We start from the raw sequence: 17,009 nt of genomic DNA on the forward strand, positions 1-17,009 counted from the left end.
GACCCCGGTTTTCCATAATTGTTTTAATGTAAGCATTATCAAAATTATAGCACAGCCGCACCATAAAATTAATCCTAAATCAGAACTAACTGTCTTAAAACATTTGCTAAATTTTCAAGCCGGTAATATCGCAATTTACACCATTTAAGCGTAAAATAAACCTACAAAATTGTTTACTTATCTATCCAACAAACAACACAAGTGAAAGGTAAAAGGGAGTTCATTATGAAAATTGCTGTGGTTACTGATAGTGCCAGTTACCTGACAAAAGAGCAGGCAGCGGCTAATCAGATTACTGTCGTTCCAATCACTGTCATTTTTGGTCAGCAGACTTATAAAGAAAATATCGATATCACCAATAAAGAATTTTATGAAAAATTAGCAAGTGAAAAAGAATTGCCCACGACAACACAAATTTCGTTGGGTCAAATTCAAGCAGTTTATGACCAATTGGCTGCCCAAGGTTATGAAGCGGTAATCAGTATTCATTTATCCAGCGGTATCACCAGCTTTATCAATAATTTACAAGCCTATCTCCCCAACATCACGAACATTAAAGTTTACCCTTTTGATTCTAAATTAACCAGTGCTGCTGAAGCCAATCAAGCGTTATTAGCTGCTAAATTAGTAAAAGCAGGTAAATCAGTCACTGAAATTTTAGCAGCCTTAACTGACTTACGGGCAACTCAGCACGTTGATTTTGTAGTGGACGATCTTAGCCATCTGGTCAGAACTGGCCGTTTAAATAATGCGTCTGCGTTTTTAGGTAATATGTTGCGGATTAAACCGATTTTAAGTTTTAATAAAGCAGGCCAAATCGTCGCGGTGGCCAAAGAACGTACCACACATCGGGCGTTTAACCACATCAAAAAAGACATCACTGATTTTATGCAAAAGGCCACTTATCCTGTACGACTTGATGTGGTTGATGGGGATAACCAAGCGACTAGTGCACAGTGGGTAGCCGATCTTAAAAAGAACTTTCCAAACGCTACCATCGATACTAGTAGCTTAGGACCAGTGGTTGGCGTCCATACTGGCCGCAAAGTGATGGCTGTGGTTTGGTCTCGCGATTATCAATCAATTAATTAAAAGCATCTGAAAGCAATTGTGCTATCAGATAGTGGCTTTCGTATAGTAATAAACATGGGGTGATTCATCGTGAATCACCCCATGTTTTCAACTATTAAGAAGTAACTAGCCATCTATTTGGTACACTTTTATATTTAACCTTTGAACATAACGCAAGTTATCATTAAAAAGCTCAGCCAATCCGAAATTCTTGTTCAAATTTAGTATCAACCACCGTCTCACCATCAACCACGTGAGTAGGCACACTGTACAGTAATTGTTTATCCATTAGATAGCGGGTGAAAACTTGCCGTTTAGGAACATTGAGAATATCGGTATTTTGTGGCTGTGCAAAACTAACTTTAACTAATTGATATTGACGTTTAAGACTTAAAATGACCTGTTCAATCGCACGTAGCGCAACTTCACCGCTTTGCAACAATAATGGTGGTGTTGCTTGCCGGTTAAATACAGTCTCACCAGAAAATAAAATTTGCCGCTGACCATTTAACGCTGTTTGTACGGCAGTGTAGCCGATAGTGACAGTATTTGCTCTAATTTTATTTTTAAAGTTAATTTGATACTTCTCCATAATTCCCAACCCCTATATAATCCTAGCTATATTTTAGCATATTATAGCAATTAGGCAGACAGCTTGGTTAGAATTACTACCGATTAATCATCCAACTGATAAGTTGTGTATGGCACTTTAGTTAGCAAAGGAGAGAGTGTCCCTTGCACTAATAAAGTTAATCGGTGCATCGCCCGTGAAGTAATGGTATATAGCAGCTGTCGTTCATCTTCCGCATGGTAATTATCAGCATTGACTTGCCAAGCAATGACTGCATCAAATTCTAGTCCCTTTGCCAAATACGACGGCACAATGATTGTACCACTGGCCAAGCGTTGGTTTTCTGATTGAATTAAAGTTGTTTTAATCCCTTGTGCTCGCAGTTTTTCGTAGAGCGCACGACTTTCAGGTAATGTTTTGGTAATGATTGCAGTGGCCTTATTAGCAGTCGTATTGGCCGTTAATTGCTTCTTCAGTGCCGTCAGCAAAGCGCGCTCTTGTTGGCGTACCACAATGTTTGGCAACGGTCCTTGCCGTTTAAAAGCATTCACTGCTTCGCCATTGCGTAAAATTGCTTTAGTAAAAGCGGTAATCTGTTCGGTAGACCGGTATGATTGCGTTAACTGTACAACACGTGTGTCTTCCGGCTGAAACATTGTTGCCAATTCCTTTAGTAAACTATGACTACTTTCCTGCGTAAAAATAGCTTGGTTTAAATCTCCCAATAGTGTAAAGCGCGCCTTTGGAAAGCTAAACTTCAGAAAACTTAATTGATACGGTGTGTAATCTTGAATTTCATCAATGAACAAATAGCGAATGTCACGGTCCCCATGTTTACCGGTCATTAAGTCATATAAATATAAATATGGCGTGACATCGGCCATCGCTAATTTTTTAGCACGCAATCGTTCTAGCACCTGATTAACATGCAATTGCCAATCATTTTCTGTTAAACTAAACTTTTGCAACTCAAGATACTGCGGTACTTGCCGTAAGAAATCAATGTACTGTGCTTTAATGTTTAAAAAGCGATTGCGGACAATTCCCCGCCGAACACTGTTAAAAGCCGCGGTCACAACTCGACGCGCTAAAAAGCGGAATTCTTTATCGCCATTTTCAAAATTGTGCGGATGATTACCATACCATTTACGTAAGCCTTCATCATCTAAATCTTCAATAAAATCGCTGACCCATTTTGTCTTCATTTCAGAATTGATCCGACGACCTAAATATTTCAGCAATTCTTCTTTAGTTGCTGTTAGACGATTACCTAGATGATAATTAGCATTATATTTATAGTAATTTTTTACAATCCGCGCTTGATCAATAAACACTTCATGCCGTAATTTAATGTCACGGAAACGCATACCCTGTTTTTCCAAACTATGTGCATACTGTTGAGTCGCTTGTGCAAATGCCAGACTACCTTTTAATTGGTCAATCCGTTTATCTAGTTTAGACTCAGCTTTTTCAAAACGAGTAAATAAATTTTCAACCGTTATGTTAGGCAAACGCCGTGCTGCGTATTGATAATAAGTGAGTTGAACCATATTTTGTTCGCCTAATTCCGGCAATACGCCACCAACATAGTCATTAAAAAGTTGATTTGGTGAAAACATGATGACCTGACTAGAATTTAAATTACCGCGGTAACGGTACAGCAAATAAGCCACGCGCTGCATAATCGCTGATGTTTTCCCGGAACCAGCCGCACCTTGAACAAACAGTAATTTTGCTTTTGTGTCACGGATAATTTGATTTTGTTCGCGCTGAATGGTTGTAACAATGCTCTTCATTTTTGTGTCGGCTTGTTCACCTAATACTTCCATTAGCATTTGGTCGCCAATAGTTTCTTGAGTGTCGAACATGGTTTGAATTTGGCCGTCATGAATAATAAACTGACGTTTGAGCTTCACATCGACTGCCTGCTGACCATCTGGTGTTTGGTAAGTGACTCGTCCCAAATTACCGTCATAATAAATCGATGAAATCGGTGCCCGCCAATCATAAATTAAAAAGTGATTGTGTTGATCCGTAAATGAACTTAACCCAATATAAATCGTTTCTGGCTTAGTTTCCCTGTCTTCCTGAAAATCAATTCGAGCAAAATAAGGCGTTTTTTCCAGCCGTTGCAAAACATCTAGGTGCTGCGCAGAATGCTGCCAACTGTTGTTTCGCTCATTGAGCATTTGTTGTTGCTGTCGGATAGATAAAGCAGTATCCATTAACGATTCATACGAGCCTACGTTGATTCGAACGTCATTATAAAAATTATTGTTGATCTGTTTCTCGTCACTTTTAGCAGCAGTAATTTTCTGTTTTAGATCAGATTCCGTCTGCTTGATTTTTCTAATGACATCATCAACCCGTGCCTGTTCTTGTTGCTTGTTTGTGTCAGCCATATTACGCTAACCTCCCACTTTTAACCATCATTAAAACCATGTTAACAAAATATTTTCGGATAAATAATTGTAGCACTTCAATCATGGTGAAACAACTTTAGTGGCAGCCACTAAAGTTTAAAATCAGTTAAAAACCGGACAGAAAGCTAGCAGGAATTAGTCCTAGAGCGTAAACTAAAAGTATTGTTAGCTAAAAGCAAGCGAGGGATTAATGATGTTGCACACCATTTTCTATGCGATAACCCATTTAGAAAGTTTATTGTTGCCAATTTTTCAATATTTCGATTATTGGAGTTACGCCATTTTATTTTTAATTATTTTTGTTGAAACCGGCTTAGTGGTGTTCCCATTTTTACCTGGTGAATCCATTATTTTCATCAGCAGTACGCTGGCAGCACGGGACAGCTTTTTTCTAGACATCCGCTTATTATTTTTGGTCTTTTTCTTTGCTGCATTGATTGGTGATACCGTTGATTTTGAAATCGGCCGTCACCTAGGCCATTGGCGTTTCATTAAACGCCACATTCCTGAGGAACGGTTACAGCATGCCACTAATTTTTTTGTACGCCATGGCGGTAAAACAGTTATTTTTGGCCGGTTTATTCCAATGATCCGCACTTTTGTGCCACTGATTGCGGGCATGTTTAAAATGGGGCATCCCCGCTTTGCAATCTACAACTTCATCGGCGTTTTATTATGGGTTGGTACAGGAAGCTTTTGTGGTTATTATTTAGGGGCATTGCCTTTCGTTCAGGAACATTTTTCATTAATTTTACTCAGTATTGTATTAATTGCACTCATCCCGAGTTTTAGTGCCGGTTTATTCAATTTAATGAAAAAGAAAGCATAAGATGTTAAACTAAGCGCATTCTACAAATGCGGAGGAACTTTTATGGCACAATTATCTTTACTCATCGTTTTACTAGCTGCCTTAATGACACCTTTAGTGATGGCTCGCTTTAAAATTGCAGTGGTTCCCACTGCAGTCGCTGAAATTATTGTGGGCATTGTTTTAGGTAAAAGCTTATTGAACGTAATCCAACTCACGCCAGAATTAAATCAGCTATCCACCCTAGGTGTAATTATTTTAATCTTTTTATCAGGCATGGAGATTGATTTTGATTTATTCAAGCCGCACAAAAATACCGCTAAAGGCACAGCAAGTAAATGGCCACCACTAAAATTAGCCAGCAGTGCTTATGCGAGTATCTTATTGACTGCCGGTTTATTAGGTTGGTTATTACACGCTACTGGGCTGTTTAATGATGTTTTATTGACAACCATTTTATTTTCAACCATCGCTTTGGGCGTTGTGATTGCTGCCTTAACGGAAAAAGAATTACTCAGTAAGCCTTTTGGACAAACAATTTTGTTAACTGCTGTTTTAGGTGAAATCATCCCATTGTTAGCTTTGACCGCCTATTCTGCCCTCAATGGTGGTCATTCTGCCAGTTTGTGGTTAGTGCTACTGATCTTTTTGGCAGCAATTATTTTATTGTTACGTTTTCGCAGTATTCATCGCTTTTTTGAAAAAATTGACAAAACGACTACACAATTAGATATCCGACTAGCCTTCTTTTTAATTTTCACGCTAGTACTCATTGCCGAAAAAGTCGGAGCGGAAAATATTTTAGGCGCTTTTTTAGCTGGTATTGTGATGAAGCTGCTACAGCCTAGTCAGGCGACTCGGGATAAACTGACCTCAATTGGTTATGGCTTTTTTATCCCCATCTTCTTTATCACTACCGGTGCCAAACTTAATTTACGGACCTTGCTGGCTGACCGCGACTCACTAGCATTAATTCCCATCTTATTCATTTGTTTTATCTTGGCTAAGGCCATTCCGGTTATCTTATTTCGCCAACGGTTTACCATCAAAAATGCTATTGCTGGTAGTTTTCTTGCAACAACCACCATTACGCTAGTTTTGCCGACGTTACAAGTTGCACAAAACTTGAACGTCATTACTAGTCAACAAGCTGGCGCTTTTATCTTAGCTGCTGTTTTAACTTGTGTCATCTCTCCGATTATTTTTAATAAATTGTACCAACCAGAAAAAGCCGATCTAGTTAAAACCCGCGTCACATTTATTGGTGCTAACATTTTAACCATTCCAGTTGCACAGCGACTCTCAAAGGGCTGGTATCAAATTCGGATGTTAACCGATCAAGTTAAAAATTACCGCACCTATAATAGTGAAGCACACAATGTTATCCTGCTCAATAATCTTGCGGAGAATTCGTTGCAGCAAGCTAACGCCTTTGATACTGACATTTTAGTATTGGGCCACTTCGATCACGAAGTCAATGTCCGCTTAGCTAAAGCTGCGGTTCGCCACGGTGTGCCCCGCATCATTGCGCGTTTTGAAAGCCGAGATGTTGCAGATGATCGCTATGATGTTTTAGCCGCACAAGGGGTAGAGATTTATAATAGTTTTGACATCAATATTAGTATGTTACGCAAAACGATTGAATCACCATCGACTTTAAAATTACTGACAGACAAAGATGCTGGGCTTTACGAAGTTACGGTCCGCAACCGACGCTTTGCTAACCGCGAACTCAAATCATTGCCGTTTATTGAAAGCATCACAATTAGCCGAATTTACCGCAATGGTCAGTTCATCCCGCCGCACGGGGATACTTTTATCGAACAAAACGACCACCTTATTTTTACTGGCGATAAAACAGCTGTCCCCCGCATCCGGCGCTTACTCAGCATTCGTAATTAAAGAAGGCCATTAATTTGCAATTCAAACGTCCCCTATTTTTATTTTTTGTTATGCTGTTACTAGCTGGTTGTGGCATTGTTGAGCCAAATACCACCCCTAAATCAACTTTTCCACAAACGCATACGCAAGATATTTTCACAGCAACAGTTTCAGCTAAAGAAGCAGTTAAATTAGTTAAACAACAAGTTCCTCATGCTACATTATTAACGCTAAAATTAAAAAAATCGCACCATCACTACCGCTACCAAATTCAATTGCGCCACCAACAATATGATTACCAATTTACTGTTAGTGCAACTAAACCAATTGTTTTAGATAAACAGCAAAAAAGATTAACTAAACAAAATGCACACCGCGAACCGCTTAAATTGACCAAGTTAAAATCGTTACCAGCAATCAAGCAAGTGGCTATCAGCGAAATTAATGACGGTCGCATTGTGAGTTACACTTTAGCTAAGCGGCAGCAAATTACCTACTATGACTTATTAATTCACAGTCGTGCCCACCATACTGTTCGACTCCGAATTGATGCACAACAAGGTAACATTTTAGAACGACAGCAAGTATAAATTGATAAATCATTTGTCTTAACAAAAACGACCACTTCACAAATGTGTAAAGTGGTCGTTTTTTAATTTAAATTCTTTTAATGCGGTTGTTCATCTGCACCGTAGTAACTTGGCGGCGTCACTTGTACAGGATGTTGTTTTAGCCAGCGCGCAACTTGCTGTCCCAAAATTTTAGCCTTAGTACTAGCCATGTCTATCTGCCGTTGCGAAATCTGATTAACGTGGACGCCAGCTGTAATGGTACAAGTACCTTTAAGCATAGGCTGAATTTGCTTAGCCAACACCTTTGCTAACAACCCATCTTTATGCAAACGCCCATCATGACTAGGAAAGCGGATAGTCTGTGCAGCTGATTGTGGACTTAAAGTGGTGACTGTGCCAACATGCGGATGGTCACCACCAGTAATGACTAGCAGCAAATCTGGCCCAATTTGCTGTAATTGAACCTTGATTAGATAGCCAGCCTGTGTGTCAGTAAACGTGGCTTTCATTGTGTCACCCCATTTCCTTGCCATCTAGGTGCAGCATGATTAGCGATCGCTAGCGCGTCTAACAGCTTCATTGTCTGGTGGTTGACTAAATCTTGAATCTCAGTGGGATGATCATAAAAAGATGGAATTGGTGGTATGATTTGTACCCCTAGACGAGCTAATTTAGTCAGGTTTTCTAAATGTAGGACACTCAAGGGCGTTTCGCGAGGCACTATAATTAGCTTACGTTGCTCTTTTAATGCAACATCTGCCGCTCGGGAAATTAAATTGTCTCCATAGCCACTAGCAATCCCAGCGACCGTTTTCATACTGGCCGGGACAATTACCATGCCATCATTTAAAAATGAACCACTGGCAATGGCTGCACCTAGGTCATTATTATGGTAAGTAACAGTTGCCAATTTTTTTACTTGTGTCAAAGTTAAAGTTGTTTCTAAAGCTAAGTTTTGCTTTGCCCATTGACTTAAAACTAGATGCGTTTCAACATCTGGGATTGCCGCTAATTTTTTTAATAAATCAATAGCATAAATTGTCCCAGAAGCACCAGTGACGCCGACAATAATCCGTTGCATAAAATCTGCCTCCAAATGGTTAGCTGGTTTTAGTTTATCAGTGGTGAGTAATTGTAAACAAATCGTATTTGGCTTATTATGATGCCAAATAGGACTATTGAAAGGAAATAAACATGAACTTGGAAGACTTACAGGCATTCATTCAAATCTACCACACGAAAAATATTTCGCACGCTGCCGTTCAATTAAACATGACACAATCTGCACTGTCTAAACGATTAAAAAGTTTACAACGTAGTGCTGGTATTGAACTTATCAACACGCAAAACCACCGTCAACTAAAAATTACGGATGCCGGCGAATCCTTTTACCATTATGCCAAATTAATCACGACACAGTATGATTTGATGCAAGATGATATGCAAGCTTACCAAACATTGAAACGTGGGAGTTTAGTGATCGGAACTGTCCCTGTATTAGCACAATATGGACTCACTCAAGCTTTTACAGACTTTATGACAGCTTATCCGCAAATTAACTTGCGCTTACAAGAAAGTGAAGGTAACACCCTCATCGAACAATTGCAGACAAATCAGCTTGATTTAGCCATTGCACGCGATTTACAAACGGACCAACTAGCAGGCAAAAGCTACCAGCAAGAGACCATTTGTCATGATCAACTCATGGTTATTTTAGCCGCTAATCATCCCTTAGCACATTATCCAAGCGTTACTTTAAACCAATTAGCCGCTTACGATTTTACGTTGCTACCACCTGGTTCTGGCATTTACGAGCGAATCAGTACACTCTGCGCTCAAGCAGGATTCACCCCAAATATCCGTTTTGAAAGTACCCACATTGAAACAATTTTAAGCGTTGTTGCGCATTCACAGCAAGTCACACTACTATTCAGGCAATCAACATCGCCATTCATGACAACAAAATTATGTTTAAAACCTTTAGCACAGCCAATTTATAGTAATTTAAAATTAATCACACCCCGCCACCCACAAAATGCCGCGATAATCCAAATGCGACGTTATTTAAAACAAACATATTAATGGGACTTAAAAAGCACTATCAGCATTTTTTACGCTTATAGTGCTCCTTAAGTTTTATTTTTCTAACGGATTAACTGCCACTAGCTTGCCGGTGACACCCACTTGAATGCCTTGTGCAATTTTATCTTTTCTAGTCGCATGGACAACTTGAAATTTGTTTTGCTTAACGATCAGTGGATTAGTTGATTTAAAGTTAGCTGGTAAAGGCTGATTAGTGCCTTTAATCACCATAACAATAAATTTAAAACCTGTGGGATGCACTTTGCACGGACTATAGTGTAATGTGTCGCTGTAAAATTCCACGACAGTTCCTCGTGGCACAAAAAATAATTTTGCTTTTTGATCAGCAGCAAATTCTCCTGCAACAAAATCACTGCGTTTTCCTAAAACCATTACCACATCAGTTTGGAAAACATTAACTTCACTACCTTGATGAAACTCAACTGCAGATAGGCTAGTACTTTGACCGACACACTCGCCAGCTTGAATTGGCATACCAGCATAAATATCACGGCCAATTTTTTGCAGTTCAGGGATAGCTTCTAATTCTGAATTGCTAGTACGATAAAAATTTTTATCCTGGGGAATAGTAATGCGTTTGTCCATGTAAGCATTGATTGCTGTTAAATCATATTGTGAATAAACTTGCCCATAACGCGCAAATTCTGGTGCTGTTAACGTCTGAATTTGATATTGCGGATTTATCCGTTGAATTGCGGCTAATGTTACTTTTTCATCTTTTTGCATGCTTTAATCCCCTTAAATTGCTTGCACGTTAACTTTTGCAAAGTATTGATCAAATAAATTAGGGTTAATGAAACCAGTCGGTGCCTCCATAGTGTTTAACATGCCAGTTGTCATTCCAGTTTGTAAGACTTGTTGATCTGGCTTCTTAGCCTCAAGCGCCATGGCCAACCCTGCTAATGTCGAATCTCCTGAACCGACTGGACTAACCACTTTAATTTTAGGAATTGTGGCTTGATAATAATGATCACCGTGTTTAGCCACTGCACCAGCAGCACCTAATGAAACCACAATCCAATCAACGCCTGTAAAAATTGGTGCCTGGAGCGCTTGTTTTAAGCTAGCTAAATCATGGCCATCAACTTGCTGCCCCAATAATTGACTGATTTCTGCTTCATTTGGCTTAATTAAATTCGGTTTAGCATCACTTTCTAAGGCTGCCTTTAGCGAAGCACCAGAAGTATCTAACAAAACAGCTACACCCGCTTGATGTGCCAATTGAATCATTTTAGCGTAAAAATCAGGTTCTAAACCACCAGGCAAACTACCAGACATAGTGACTAATGAAACTTGCGTTAATAATTTTTGATAATGCTTCAAAAAGTTAGTCGCGTCAGTTGATGTTAAAGTGGGGCCCGCTTCTAATATTTCAGTTTGATTACCCCCATCATGTAAAATCGCAATCGAATTCCGTGATTCCTGATCAATGTGAGAAAAATCATGTTTGATTTGATCATCATCTAATCGTGCTTCAATATAAGCACCAAAATGCCCGCCTAAAATACCAGTTGCCAGCAAATCTCGGCCCATCAAGGAAATGACACGAGAAACGTTTAATCCCTTGCCACCAGCTGTTTTATGCACTTCTTTGACACGATTAACCGTATCAATTGCTAAATGCTTTAATGGATAAGACATATCGATCGATGGGTTCATAGTTACCGTTAGTATCAAAATAACACTCCTTTATCTTTTAACAATAAGATTGGTTGCGCGTGTGTAAAATAAAATTCCCCGTCTAATAACAAACAGCGAATAATCCACTGCGTGAATCATTCGCTGTTTTAGACTGCATTTTAATGCCAGCCCTTTAACACACTTACACCAACTTGACGCAGCTTGTAGTGTGCTTATTTAATTACTTAGTTGCAACTTTATCTTTCCAAGAAGACGCTGTGTCAGCTAAGACTTTGTTTAACCGTTCGATGTTGGCTTTGCCTTGATCGCGTAACCATTTCCGGCCAGCTTCATCGCCTTGAGCCGCGTAAGGTTCAACGCCTGGTTTCCAAGTTGCCCGACCACAGAGAACACCATTAAAGGTGGAGCCAGCACTTTTAGCTAATTTTAATTCTGCCAAGAACATTTCGTTAGTCACACCTGCACTCAAGAAGATAAATGGCAGGTCGGTAGCATCACTTTGTTCTTTGAAGTAAGCAGCTGCCTGTTCTTTAGAGTAAACTGGTTCAACGCCAGCTTCAGTATAGCTGGCAACATATGCCATGTTAACTGGCACTTCAACTTTTAATACGGTAACGCCATATTTAGGTTGTGAAAATTCTTTAGTTGTTTCAATAACTTTATGCGGTTTAACTTTAGCGTACTCAGCTGACTTAACGCTATCCATTTTGCCATCATAAGTGACTAATTCCAAAAATAGTGGTAAATCAACAGCAGCAGCTTCCGCACCAACCCGTTCTACAAATGCTTGCTTACGATCGATGATATCTTGGCTTTCATCTGGATCGTAATACAGTAAGAATTTAACAGCATCTGCACCAGCTTCTTTGAGCCGCCGTGCAGACCAGTGCTCTAATAAATCAGGGAAACGTCCCGGTTCAGTTGTGTCATACCCAGTTTTTTCATAGGCTAACAGCAAACCAGCATTTTTATCCCGAACCTTTGAAGCTGGTAGGCCATATTCTGGATCTAACAAGATTGAAGAAGCATAAGGCGTTAATTCTTCTGCAATTGCTTCTTTAAAATGAACGATTTCAGTCTCATTAGCTGGTTGGTTAGCAGCTTTGGCAATCATCTTTTTCAACGAACCACGTTGGTCAATTGCTAAAGCACTGATTACACCTGCTGAATTAGATAAACGGTTCAAAGCGGCGTTAACGCCAGGAGTTAATTGAAGTGTCATAATGAATGGTTACTTCCTTTCAGTTGAATAAAATCACTAAACAGTTAAGCCCAAATATGCTTAGTCGTGATAATAGCCTTCTGCCCACTTTTTATTTTCTTCATCAAAGAAGTGTGCATTATCTTTTTGTTCTGGATTTGGTTTGGCAATTTGATCAATCTTAGCAATAATCGCTTTATTTTCAGGTGTTTCTTGGTATTTAGCTGCTAAGAAAGCCTTCACAATATCTTCAGCTAAATGTTTGCCAACTGTGGCGCCACCAAATGCAACAACATTTGCGTTTAAATATTCTTTGGCGTACTCAGCTTGAGCAACATTGTCGACTAAAGCAGAACGAATTCCTTCATTTTTGTCAGCTGCAGTGCCAATACCAACACCGGTTCCGCATAAAACAACACCAAGATCAGCACGACCATCCGCAACATCTTCAGCAACTTTTTTACCAAAAATTGGGTAATGTGTCCGTGTGGTATCATAGGTACCTTCGTCAATAACTTGATGCCCCATCGCTTTTAACATATTGGAAATGTGGATTTTAATGTCGGTCACAATGTGATCGTTACCAAGTGAAATAATCATAATCTCATGATCTCCTTCTTCATTGTAATGAAATAATGCGCTTTAACTTTACTGTTATAAATTGCCATCAACTAAATCATTTTTTCCAGCATATCTAAACGAATCTGGTGCCGGCCGCCAGCATATTCAGTGTCCAGATAATGTTGCACAATACTGTAAGCTAAGTCTTCTGCAATAATTCCTGAACCTAAGGCAATTGCTTTAGCACCATTATGCATTGCAGTCATATGAGCAGTATTTTCTTCAGTTACATTAGCAGTAACCATGCCCTTTACTTTATTGCTGGCCATCATTGAGCCAACACCGTAGCGATCGAACATAACTGCTTTATGTGCTTTGCCACTCAATACTTGGTCAGTAACAGCTAAGGACGAATCAACAAAATCTGCTGCTGGTTCTGGCGTAACATCAATCACATCATAATCATGCTTTTGTAAATAAGACTTTACTTTTTCTTTTAATGCAAAGCCGTCTTTGTCTGCACCTAAAACAACTTTCATGAATGAGATCCCCTTTATTTATAATTTGTAATAACATTGGTATACATTTGATAGTGCCGCCGATCACGATCGGTGACGGCTGGATCAGTAATTAAACCGGTTACCATATCTAGTTGGTAAAAATTGTAGAAATCTTCAAAGTTTAACTTGTAATGATCTGCAACAATGTAGGTTTCATGTGAATTTTGTAAAGCAATCCTTTGCGTCTGTCCTTCTTCTGGCGAAGCATTAGTCGCTTGATTGTTTAACACACCATTTACACTAACGAAAGCTTTACTCATGCGCAGCTTTGCCAAGAATTCATTGGTTAAGCTTCCAATAAATGCACCGCTATGTGGCCGGTAAGTCCCACCAACCAAACATAAATCATAATTATGATGATGGGCTTCAAAAGATTCAAAAACCGGTAAGCTGTTAGTGACGATTCGAACATTTGCCACATTTAAATGGGTTGCAACCAATTCGTTAGTTGTACCTGGCCCTAAAAAAATGGTCTCATTATTTTGAATCTTAGCTGCCACAATGCGGGCAATTTGTTGTTTTTCAGCAACATGTAACTGCTGCTTTTCACTGCGGGATAATTCCTTATCCTTCACATAATGTAAACTTTGTGCACCACCATGAATCCGGATCAAGCGATTTTCCTTTGCTAACTCATCCAAATCACGGCGAACCGTCATATTTGAAACGGCAAGCCGCCTCACAATTTCTCTAACTGTAACGATACCCTTTTGATCCGTTAGTTGACTGATAGTCATTAACCGTTCTTTTTTTAGCACGCTCACCACCTCATGTTCGTTTTTGTTTCATTTAGTTCACTTTGCTCTACAAATCGTATTTTAGCCCGGTAACGGTTGCATGTCAATATAAATAGCTCATTTTGTAATAAATAAAAAATGCCTAAATTAGCGGTTGACATTTGAAAGCGATTGCCTATAATAGGAATTGTTAGCGAATGAAACAAAAACAAACATTTTGTAACGTGAGGTGGTTTATGAATATGACAAGTACAACGCAAGATTCGTTGTTCAGCCCGGAAGCGGTTTATATTTCCAGCGCAACTAGCCAAGATGAGCTATTTTCAGAAATTGCAGCTAAATTATTAGCACGTGATTTTGTTAAGCCAGCCTTCTTAGATAATCTCATGCAGCGCGAAAAGGATTACCCAACCGGTGTTGATATGTCTGTCGTTAGTGCAGACTACCCTAACATTGCCATCCCGCATACAGAAGGCGAGTTTGTCAATGTTCGCAAGATTGTCCCTATTAAGTTACTGACGCCAATTGATTTTGGTAATATGATTGACCCTAGTCAAAAATTTCCGGTTTCCTTCTTATTTATGATTTTAAATAATGATCCTGAAGGTCAAGCCAATGTGCTAGCACAAATTATGGACTTTTTAACCACAACTAATCATAACCAATTGTTAGCTTTCTTTAAGAGCAAAGATACTAACGCTGTTTATCAATTTTTGAATAGTAACTTTAATAAATAAACATCCTATAGGAGGGAATTTTTATGATTAAAATTTTAGCTGCATGTGGTGCCGGAGTTAACTCCAGTCATCAAATCAAGGACGCATTGGAAAAAGAAATGGGCAACCGTGGTTACGAGGTTAAAGCTGACGCTGTAATGGTCAAAGACATCAACGAAGATATGTTAAAGAATTATGATATCTTCACACCAATTGCTAAAACTGATTTAGGCTTTGAACCTAGCATTCCAGTTGTTGATGCTGGCCCAATCCTTTACCGGATGCCTGCAATGGCAAAGCCAGTTTACGATGCAGTCGAAAAGATTATTAAAGAAAAAGGCCTTAGCTAAGGCTTTAAAATGAAATGGCGGAATATTTGTCGACATCATACTGACATTTATTCCGCTTACATATGGACTGGAAAATATTGCTTCCAGTTCAAAAAATATAAAGGAGTGAAAACTTCATGCAAACCATCATTCATTTCGCCAATCTGATCTTTAAACCGATCATTGACTTGGGTGCGCCGCCAATTATGTTAATTGTCTTAACATTAATTGCTTGGGCTATCGGGGTTAAATTTTCCCGTGCCCTCGAAGGTGGTATTAAACTAGCGATTGCATTGACTGCGATTAGTGACATTATTAATTTGCTAACCACACAATATCAATCCGCATTAAATGCTTTCGTTAAATCAACCAACATCGTTAACTGTTACCGATGTTGGTTGGGCACCACTTGCAACCATCACATGGGGTTCGCCTTATACCTTATTCTTTCTAGCCATTATGATTATTGTTAACTTAGTCATGTTATTCTGGAATAAGACAAACACCCTAGATGTAGATATCTTTGATATTTGGCACATGTCTTTCACCGGCCTGATGGCTATCTTCTTCGGTGCTAACTTATTTGTTGCGACTTTATTAGTTGTCTTTATCGGAGTTTTAAAGATTTTGAACTCTGATGTCATGAAACCAACCTTTAACGATTTACTAGACAACTGGGATAATCCAATGACAACAACGCATCTAAACTACATGATGAACCCTGTCATTATGGTATTCGATAAGTTGTTCGATAAGATTTTCCCTTGGTTAGACAAATTCGACTTCGATGCTGCAACCTTAAACCGTAAAATTGGTTTCTGGGGTAGCCGTTTCGCAATTGGGATGTACTTAGGTATCTTTATTGGGATTTTGGCACAACAAGATATTAAATCAATCTTTACATTATCCTTTACTGCTGCAGTCTGCTTGGAGTTATTCTCTTTAATCGGTTCATGGTTCATCGCAGCCGTAGAACCATTATCACAAGGGGTTACAGACTTTGCTAACAAACGTTTAGGTGGTCGTAAATTAAATGTCGGACTTGACTGGCCATTTATTGCCGGCCGTGCCGAAATTTGGGCTGCTGCTAACGTTTTAGCACCAATTATGTTGTTAGAATCATTAGTTTTGCCAGGTAACAAGATTTTACCTTTAGGCGGTATCATCGCCATGGGGGTTACACCAGCATTATTAGTTGTCACACGTGGCCGGATTATCCGGATGATCGTTATCGGTGCAATTGAATTACCAATTTTCCTTTGGGCTGGTACGTTGTCCGCACCATTCATCACAAGCACTGCCAAATCAATCGGTGCATTACCAACTGGTTTAGCTAAAGGTGCGCAAATCGCTGCGTCAACTAAAGAAGGACCGTTGGAACAATTTATGGCAATTATCATTGGTAAAGCTTCTAAAGGCGATATGATGATGTTGTTGTATGCTGTACTTGCAATTGCTGCTTACTTAGCATTATTCTTCTGGTACCGTCATGAAATGAAGAAACGGAATCAGAAGTACTCTGATGATGGTAAAGAAGTTGCAGATGATGCTAAATTAATTCCTGATCACGGTGCAGAAGCTGCTAAATAAGAAATTTAAGAAACAAAAAAACGACTGGAAAATTCCAGTCGCTTTTTTGTTTCTCAGTATCACTCACTTACGATAACGTAATGAGCCATCAAATTTTAAGACTTTAAATAAGGCGTAAACCGTAATTAACAATGCAATAATGGTGAAAAACCAATTGTCAAAAATGGCCCGCACAATGTGGGCAATAATCACAATCACTGCCCAAAATAATAAATTCTTTCTTCGCGGTGTCATACTTACCTCCA

Annotated in this window: 18 protein-coding genes and 1 pseudogene; 8 read left to right on the forward strand and 11 right to left on the reverse strand. The window is 39.2% G+C overall.

Annotated features, from left to right (window positions below):
• The first annotated feature begins 225 nt into the window (after positions 1 to 225).
• Positions 226 to 1,092 (forward strand): DegV family protein, encoded by an 867-nt coding sequence (locus tag FC24_RS07035; RefSeq protein WP_057874185.1) that lies wholly within the window; start codon positions 226 to 228, stop codon positions 1,090 to 1,092.
• Positions 1,093 to 1,264: 172 nt separating this feature from the next.
• On the opposite strand, the gene FC24_RS07040 is transcribed toward FC24_RS07035, so the two are convergent.
• On the reverse strand, positions 1,265 to 1,663 hold the full coding sequence (locus FC24_RS07040) for a hypothetical protein (protein ID WP_057874186.1): 399 nt from the start codon (positions 1,661 to 1,663) through the stop codon (positions 1,265 to 1,267).
• A gap of 83 nt (positions 1,664 to 1,746) precedes the next feature.
• The gene (helD, locus tag FC24_RS07045; protein ID WP_057874187.1) at positions 1,747 to 4,044 is read right to left on the reverse strand and encodes an RNA polymerase recycling motor HelD; all 2,298 of its coding nucleotides are present in this window, start codon (positions 4,042 to 4,044) and stop codon (positions 1,747 to 1,749) included.
• A gap of 214 nt (positions 4,045 to 4,258) precedes the next feature.
• On the opposite strand from helD, the gene FC24_RS07050 reads away from it, so the two are divergent.
• Genes FC24_RS07050 through FC24_RS07060 form a run of 3 tightly spaced genes read left to right on the forward strand, consistent with a single transcriptional unit; the run spans position 4,259 to position 7,344 of the window.
• On the forward strand, positions 4,259 to 4,894 hold the full coding sequence (locus FC24_RS07050) for a VTT domain-containing protein (protein ID WP_057874188.1): 636 nt from the start codon (positions 4,259 to 4,261) through the stop codon (positions 4,892 to 4,894).
• Between the two features lie 42 nt (positions 4,895 to 4,936).
• On the forward strand, positions 4,937 to 6,775 hold the full coding sequence (locus FC24_RS07055; protein ID WP_057874189.1) for a monovalent cation:proton antiporter family protein: 1,839 nt from the start codon (positions 4,937 to 4,939) through the stop codon (positions 6,773 to 6,775).
• A gap of 14 nt (positions 6,776 to 6,789) precedes the next feature.
• Entirely contained in the window at positions 6,790 to 7,344 is a 555-nt protein-coding gene (locus FC24_RS07060) for a hypothetical protein (RefSeq protein WP_057874190.1), read from the forward strand.
• Positions 7,345 to 7,421: 77 nt separating this feature from the next.
• Here FC24_RS07060 and lpdD read toward each other — a convergent pair whose 3' ends face one another.
• Together lpdD and FC24_RS07070 are read right to left on the reverse strand one after the other, a co-directional pair.
• Positions 7,422 to 7,835, reverse strand: a complete 414-nt coding sequence (lpdD, locus tag FC24_RS07065) for a prenylated flavin chaperone LpdD (RefSeq protein ID WP_057874191.1) — start codon at positions 7,833 to 7,835, stop codon at positions 7,422 to 7,424.
• Positions 7,832 to 8,407 (reverse strand): UbiX family flavin prenyltransferase, encoded by a 576-nt coding sequence (locus FC24_RS07070; protein WP_057874192.1) that lies wholly within the window; start codon positions 8,405 to 8,407, stop codon positions 7,832 to 7,834. The genes lpdD and FC24_RS07070 overlap by 4 nt, the downstream gene beginning before the upstream one ends.
• Before the next feature lie 113 nt (positions 8,408 to 8,520).
• Here FC24_RS07070 and FC24_RS07075 point away from each other — a divergent pair, with 113 nt between their 5' ends.
• On the forward strand, positions 8,521 to 9,408 hold the full coding sequence (locus tag FC24_RS07075; protein WP_057874193.1) for a LysR family transcriptional regulator: 888 nt from the start codon (positions 8,521 to 8,523) through the stop codon (positions 9,406 to 9,408).
• Positions 9,409 to 9,462: 54 nt separating this feature from the next.
• On the opposite strand, the gene FC24_RS07080 is transcribed toward FC24_RS07075, so the two are convergent.
• The 6 genes from FC24_RS07080 to FC24_RS07105 all read right to left on the reverse strand — a co-directional run bounded on the left by FC24_RS07080 (position 9,463) and on the right by FC24_RS07105 (position 14,150).
• Complete coding sequence (locus FC24_RS07080) at positions 9,463 to 10,155, reverse strand: DUF4867 family protein (protein ID WP_057874194.1); 693 nt, start codon at positions 10,153 to 10,155, stop codon at positions 9,463 to 9,465.
• Positions 10,156 to 10,167: 12 nt separating this feature from the next.
• Positions 10,168 to 11,106 carry a tagatose-6-phosphate kinase gene (gene lacC / locus FC24_RS07085; RefSeq protein WP_057874195.1) on the reverse strand — a complete coding sequence of 313 codons (939 nt, stop codon included), beginning with the start codon at positions 11,104 to 11,106 and terminating at the stop codon, positions 10,168 to 10,170.
• Positions 11,107 to 11,290: 184 nt separating this feature from the next.
• Positions 11,291 to 12,292, reverse strand: coding sequence for a tagatose-bisphosphate aldolase (lacD, locus tag FC24_RS07090; RefSeq protein WP_057874196.1), 1,002 nt, complete (start codon positions 12,290 to 12,292; stop codon positions 11,291 to 11,293).
• 60 nt (positions 12,293 to 12,352) lie between these two features.
• The gene (gene lacB, locus FC24_RS07095; RefSeq protein WP_057874197.1) at positions 12,353 to 12,871 is read right to left on the reverse strand and encodes a galactose-6-phosphate isomerase subunit LacB; all 519 of its coding nucleotides are present in this window, start codon (positions 12,869 to 12,871) and stop codon (positions 12,353 to 12,355) included.
• A gap of 71 nt (positions 12,872 to 12,942) precedes the next feature.
• Positions 12,943 to 13,371: a galactose-6-phosphate isomerase subunit LacA gene (lacA, locus tag FC24_RS07100; RefSeq protein WP_057874198.1), complete on the reverse strand. Its 429-nt coding sequence runs from the start codon at positions 13,369 to 13,371 to the stop codon at positions 12,943 to 12,945.
• Between the two features lie 14 nt (positions 13,372 to 13,385).
• Positions 13,386 to 14,150: a DeoR/GlpR family DNA-binding transcription regulator gene (locus FC24_RS07105; protein ID WP_057874199.1), complete on the reverse strand. Its 765-nt coding sequence runs from the start codon at positions 14,148 to 14,150 to the stop codon at positions 13,386 to 13,388.
• A gap of 221 nt (positions 14,151 to 14,371) precedes the next feature.
• On the opposite strand from FC24_RS07105, the gene FC24_RS07110 reads away from it, so the two are divergent.
• From FC24_RS07110 to FC24_RS07120, 3 genes and pseudogenes are all read left to right on the forward strand, one after another.
• On the forward strand, positions 14,372 to 14,866 hold the full coding sequence (locus tag FC24_RS07110; protein ID WP_057874200.1) for a PTS sugar transporter subunit IIA: 495 nt from the start codon (positions 14,372 to 14,374) through the stop codon (positions 14,864 to 14,866).
• 23 nt (positions 14,867 to 14,889) lie between these two features.
• Positions 14,890 to 15,195: a PTS sugar transporter subunit IIB gene (locus tag FC24_RS07115; RefSeq protein ID WP_057874201.1), complete on the forward strand. Its 306-nt coding sequence runs from the start codon at positions 14,890 to 14,892 to the stop codon at positions 15,193 to 15,195.
• 116 nt (positions 15,196 to 15,311) lie between these two features.
• A pseudogene (locus FC24_RS07120) lies at positions 15,312 to 16,764 on the forward strand (PTS galactitol transporter subunit IIC).
• A 63-nt stretch (positions 16,765 to 16,827) separates the two neighbouring features.
• Here the strand turns inward: FC24_RS07120 and FC24_RS11485 are convergent.
• Complete coding sequence (locus FC24_RS11485; RefSeq protein ID WP_157059096.1) at positions 16,828 to 16,998, reverse strand: hypothetical protein; 171 nt, start codon at positions 16,996 to 16,998, stop codon at positions 16,828 to 16,830.
• Between the last annotated feature and the right edge of the window lie 11 nt (positions 16,999 to 17,009).

The sequence above is a fragment of the Loigolactobacillus rennini DSM 20253 genome, from assembly GCF_001436505.1.
In the GTDB taxonomy this organism is placed as follows: domain Bacteria; phylum Bacillota; class Bacilli; order Lactobacillales; family Lactobacillaceae; genus Loigolactobacillus; species Loigolactobacillus rennini.

Excerpts from the sequence above, each read along its gene's own strand:
- FC24_RS07075 (WP_057874193.1), top strand. The coding sequence starts at position 8,521 with ATGAACTTGGAAGACTTACAGGCATTCATTCAAATCTACCACACGAAA.
- lacD (WP_057874196.1), bottom strand. The coding sequence starts at position 12,292 with ATGACACTTCAATTAACTCCTGGCGTTAACGCCGCTTTGAACCGTTTA.
- helD (WP_057874187.1), bottom strand. The coding sequence starts at position 4,044 with ATGGCTGACACAAACAAGCAACAAGAACAGGCACGGGTTGATGATGTC.
- FC24_RS07115 (WP_057874201.1), top strand. The coding sequence starts at position 14,890 with ATGATTAAAATTTTAGCTGCATGTGGTGCCGGAGTTAACTCCAGTCAT.
- FC24_RS07040 (WP_057874186.1), bottom strand. The coding sequence starts at position 1,663 with ATGGAGAAGTATCAAATTAACTTTAAAAATAAAATTAGAGCAAATACT.
- FC24_RS07070 (WP_057874192.1), bottom strand. The coding sequence starts at position 8,407 with ATGCAACGGATTATTGTCGGCGTCACTGGTGCTTCTGGGACAATTTAT.
- FC24_RS11485 (WP_157059096.1), bottom strand. The coding sequence starts at position 16,998 with ATGACACCGCGAAGAAAGAATTTATTATTTTGGGCAGTGATTGTGATT.
- FC24_RS07110 (WP_057874200.1), top strand. The coding sequence starts at position 14,372 with ATGACAAGTACAACGCAAGATTCGTTGTTCAGCCCGGAAGCGGTTTAT.
- FC24_RS07055 (WP_057874189.1), top strand. The coding sequence starts at position 4,937 with ATGGCACAATTATCTTTACTCATCGTTTTACTAGCTGCCTTAATGACA.
- FC24_RS07080 (WP_057874194.1), bottom strand. The coding sequence starts at position 10,155 with ATGCAAAAAGATGAAAAAGTAACATTAGCCGCAATTCAACGGATAAAT.
- lpdD (WP_057874191.1), bottom strand. The coding sequence starts at position 7,835 with ATGAAAGCCACGTTTACTGACACACAGGCTGGCTATCTAATCAAGGTT.
- FC24_RS07035 (WP_057874185.1), top strand. The coding sequence starts at position 226 with ATGAAAATTGCTGTGGTTACTGATAGTGCCAGTTACCTGACAAAAGAG.
- lacB (WP_057874197.1), bottom strand. The coding sequence starts at position 12,871 with ATGATTATTTCACTTGGTAACGATCACATTGTGACCGACATTAAAATC.
- FC24_RS07050 (WP_057874188.1), top strand. The coding sequence starts at position 4,259 with ATGTTGCACACCATTTTCTATGCGATAACCCATTTAGAAAGTTTATTG.
- lacA (WP_057874198.1), bottom strand. The coding sequence starts at position 13,371 with ATGAAAGTTGTTTTAGGTGCAGACAAAGACGGCTTTGCATTAAAAGAA.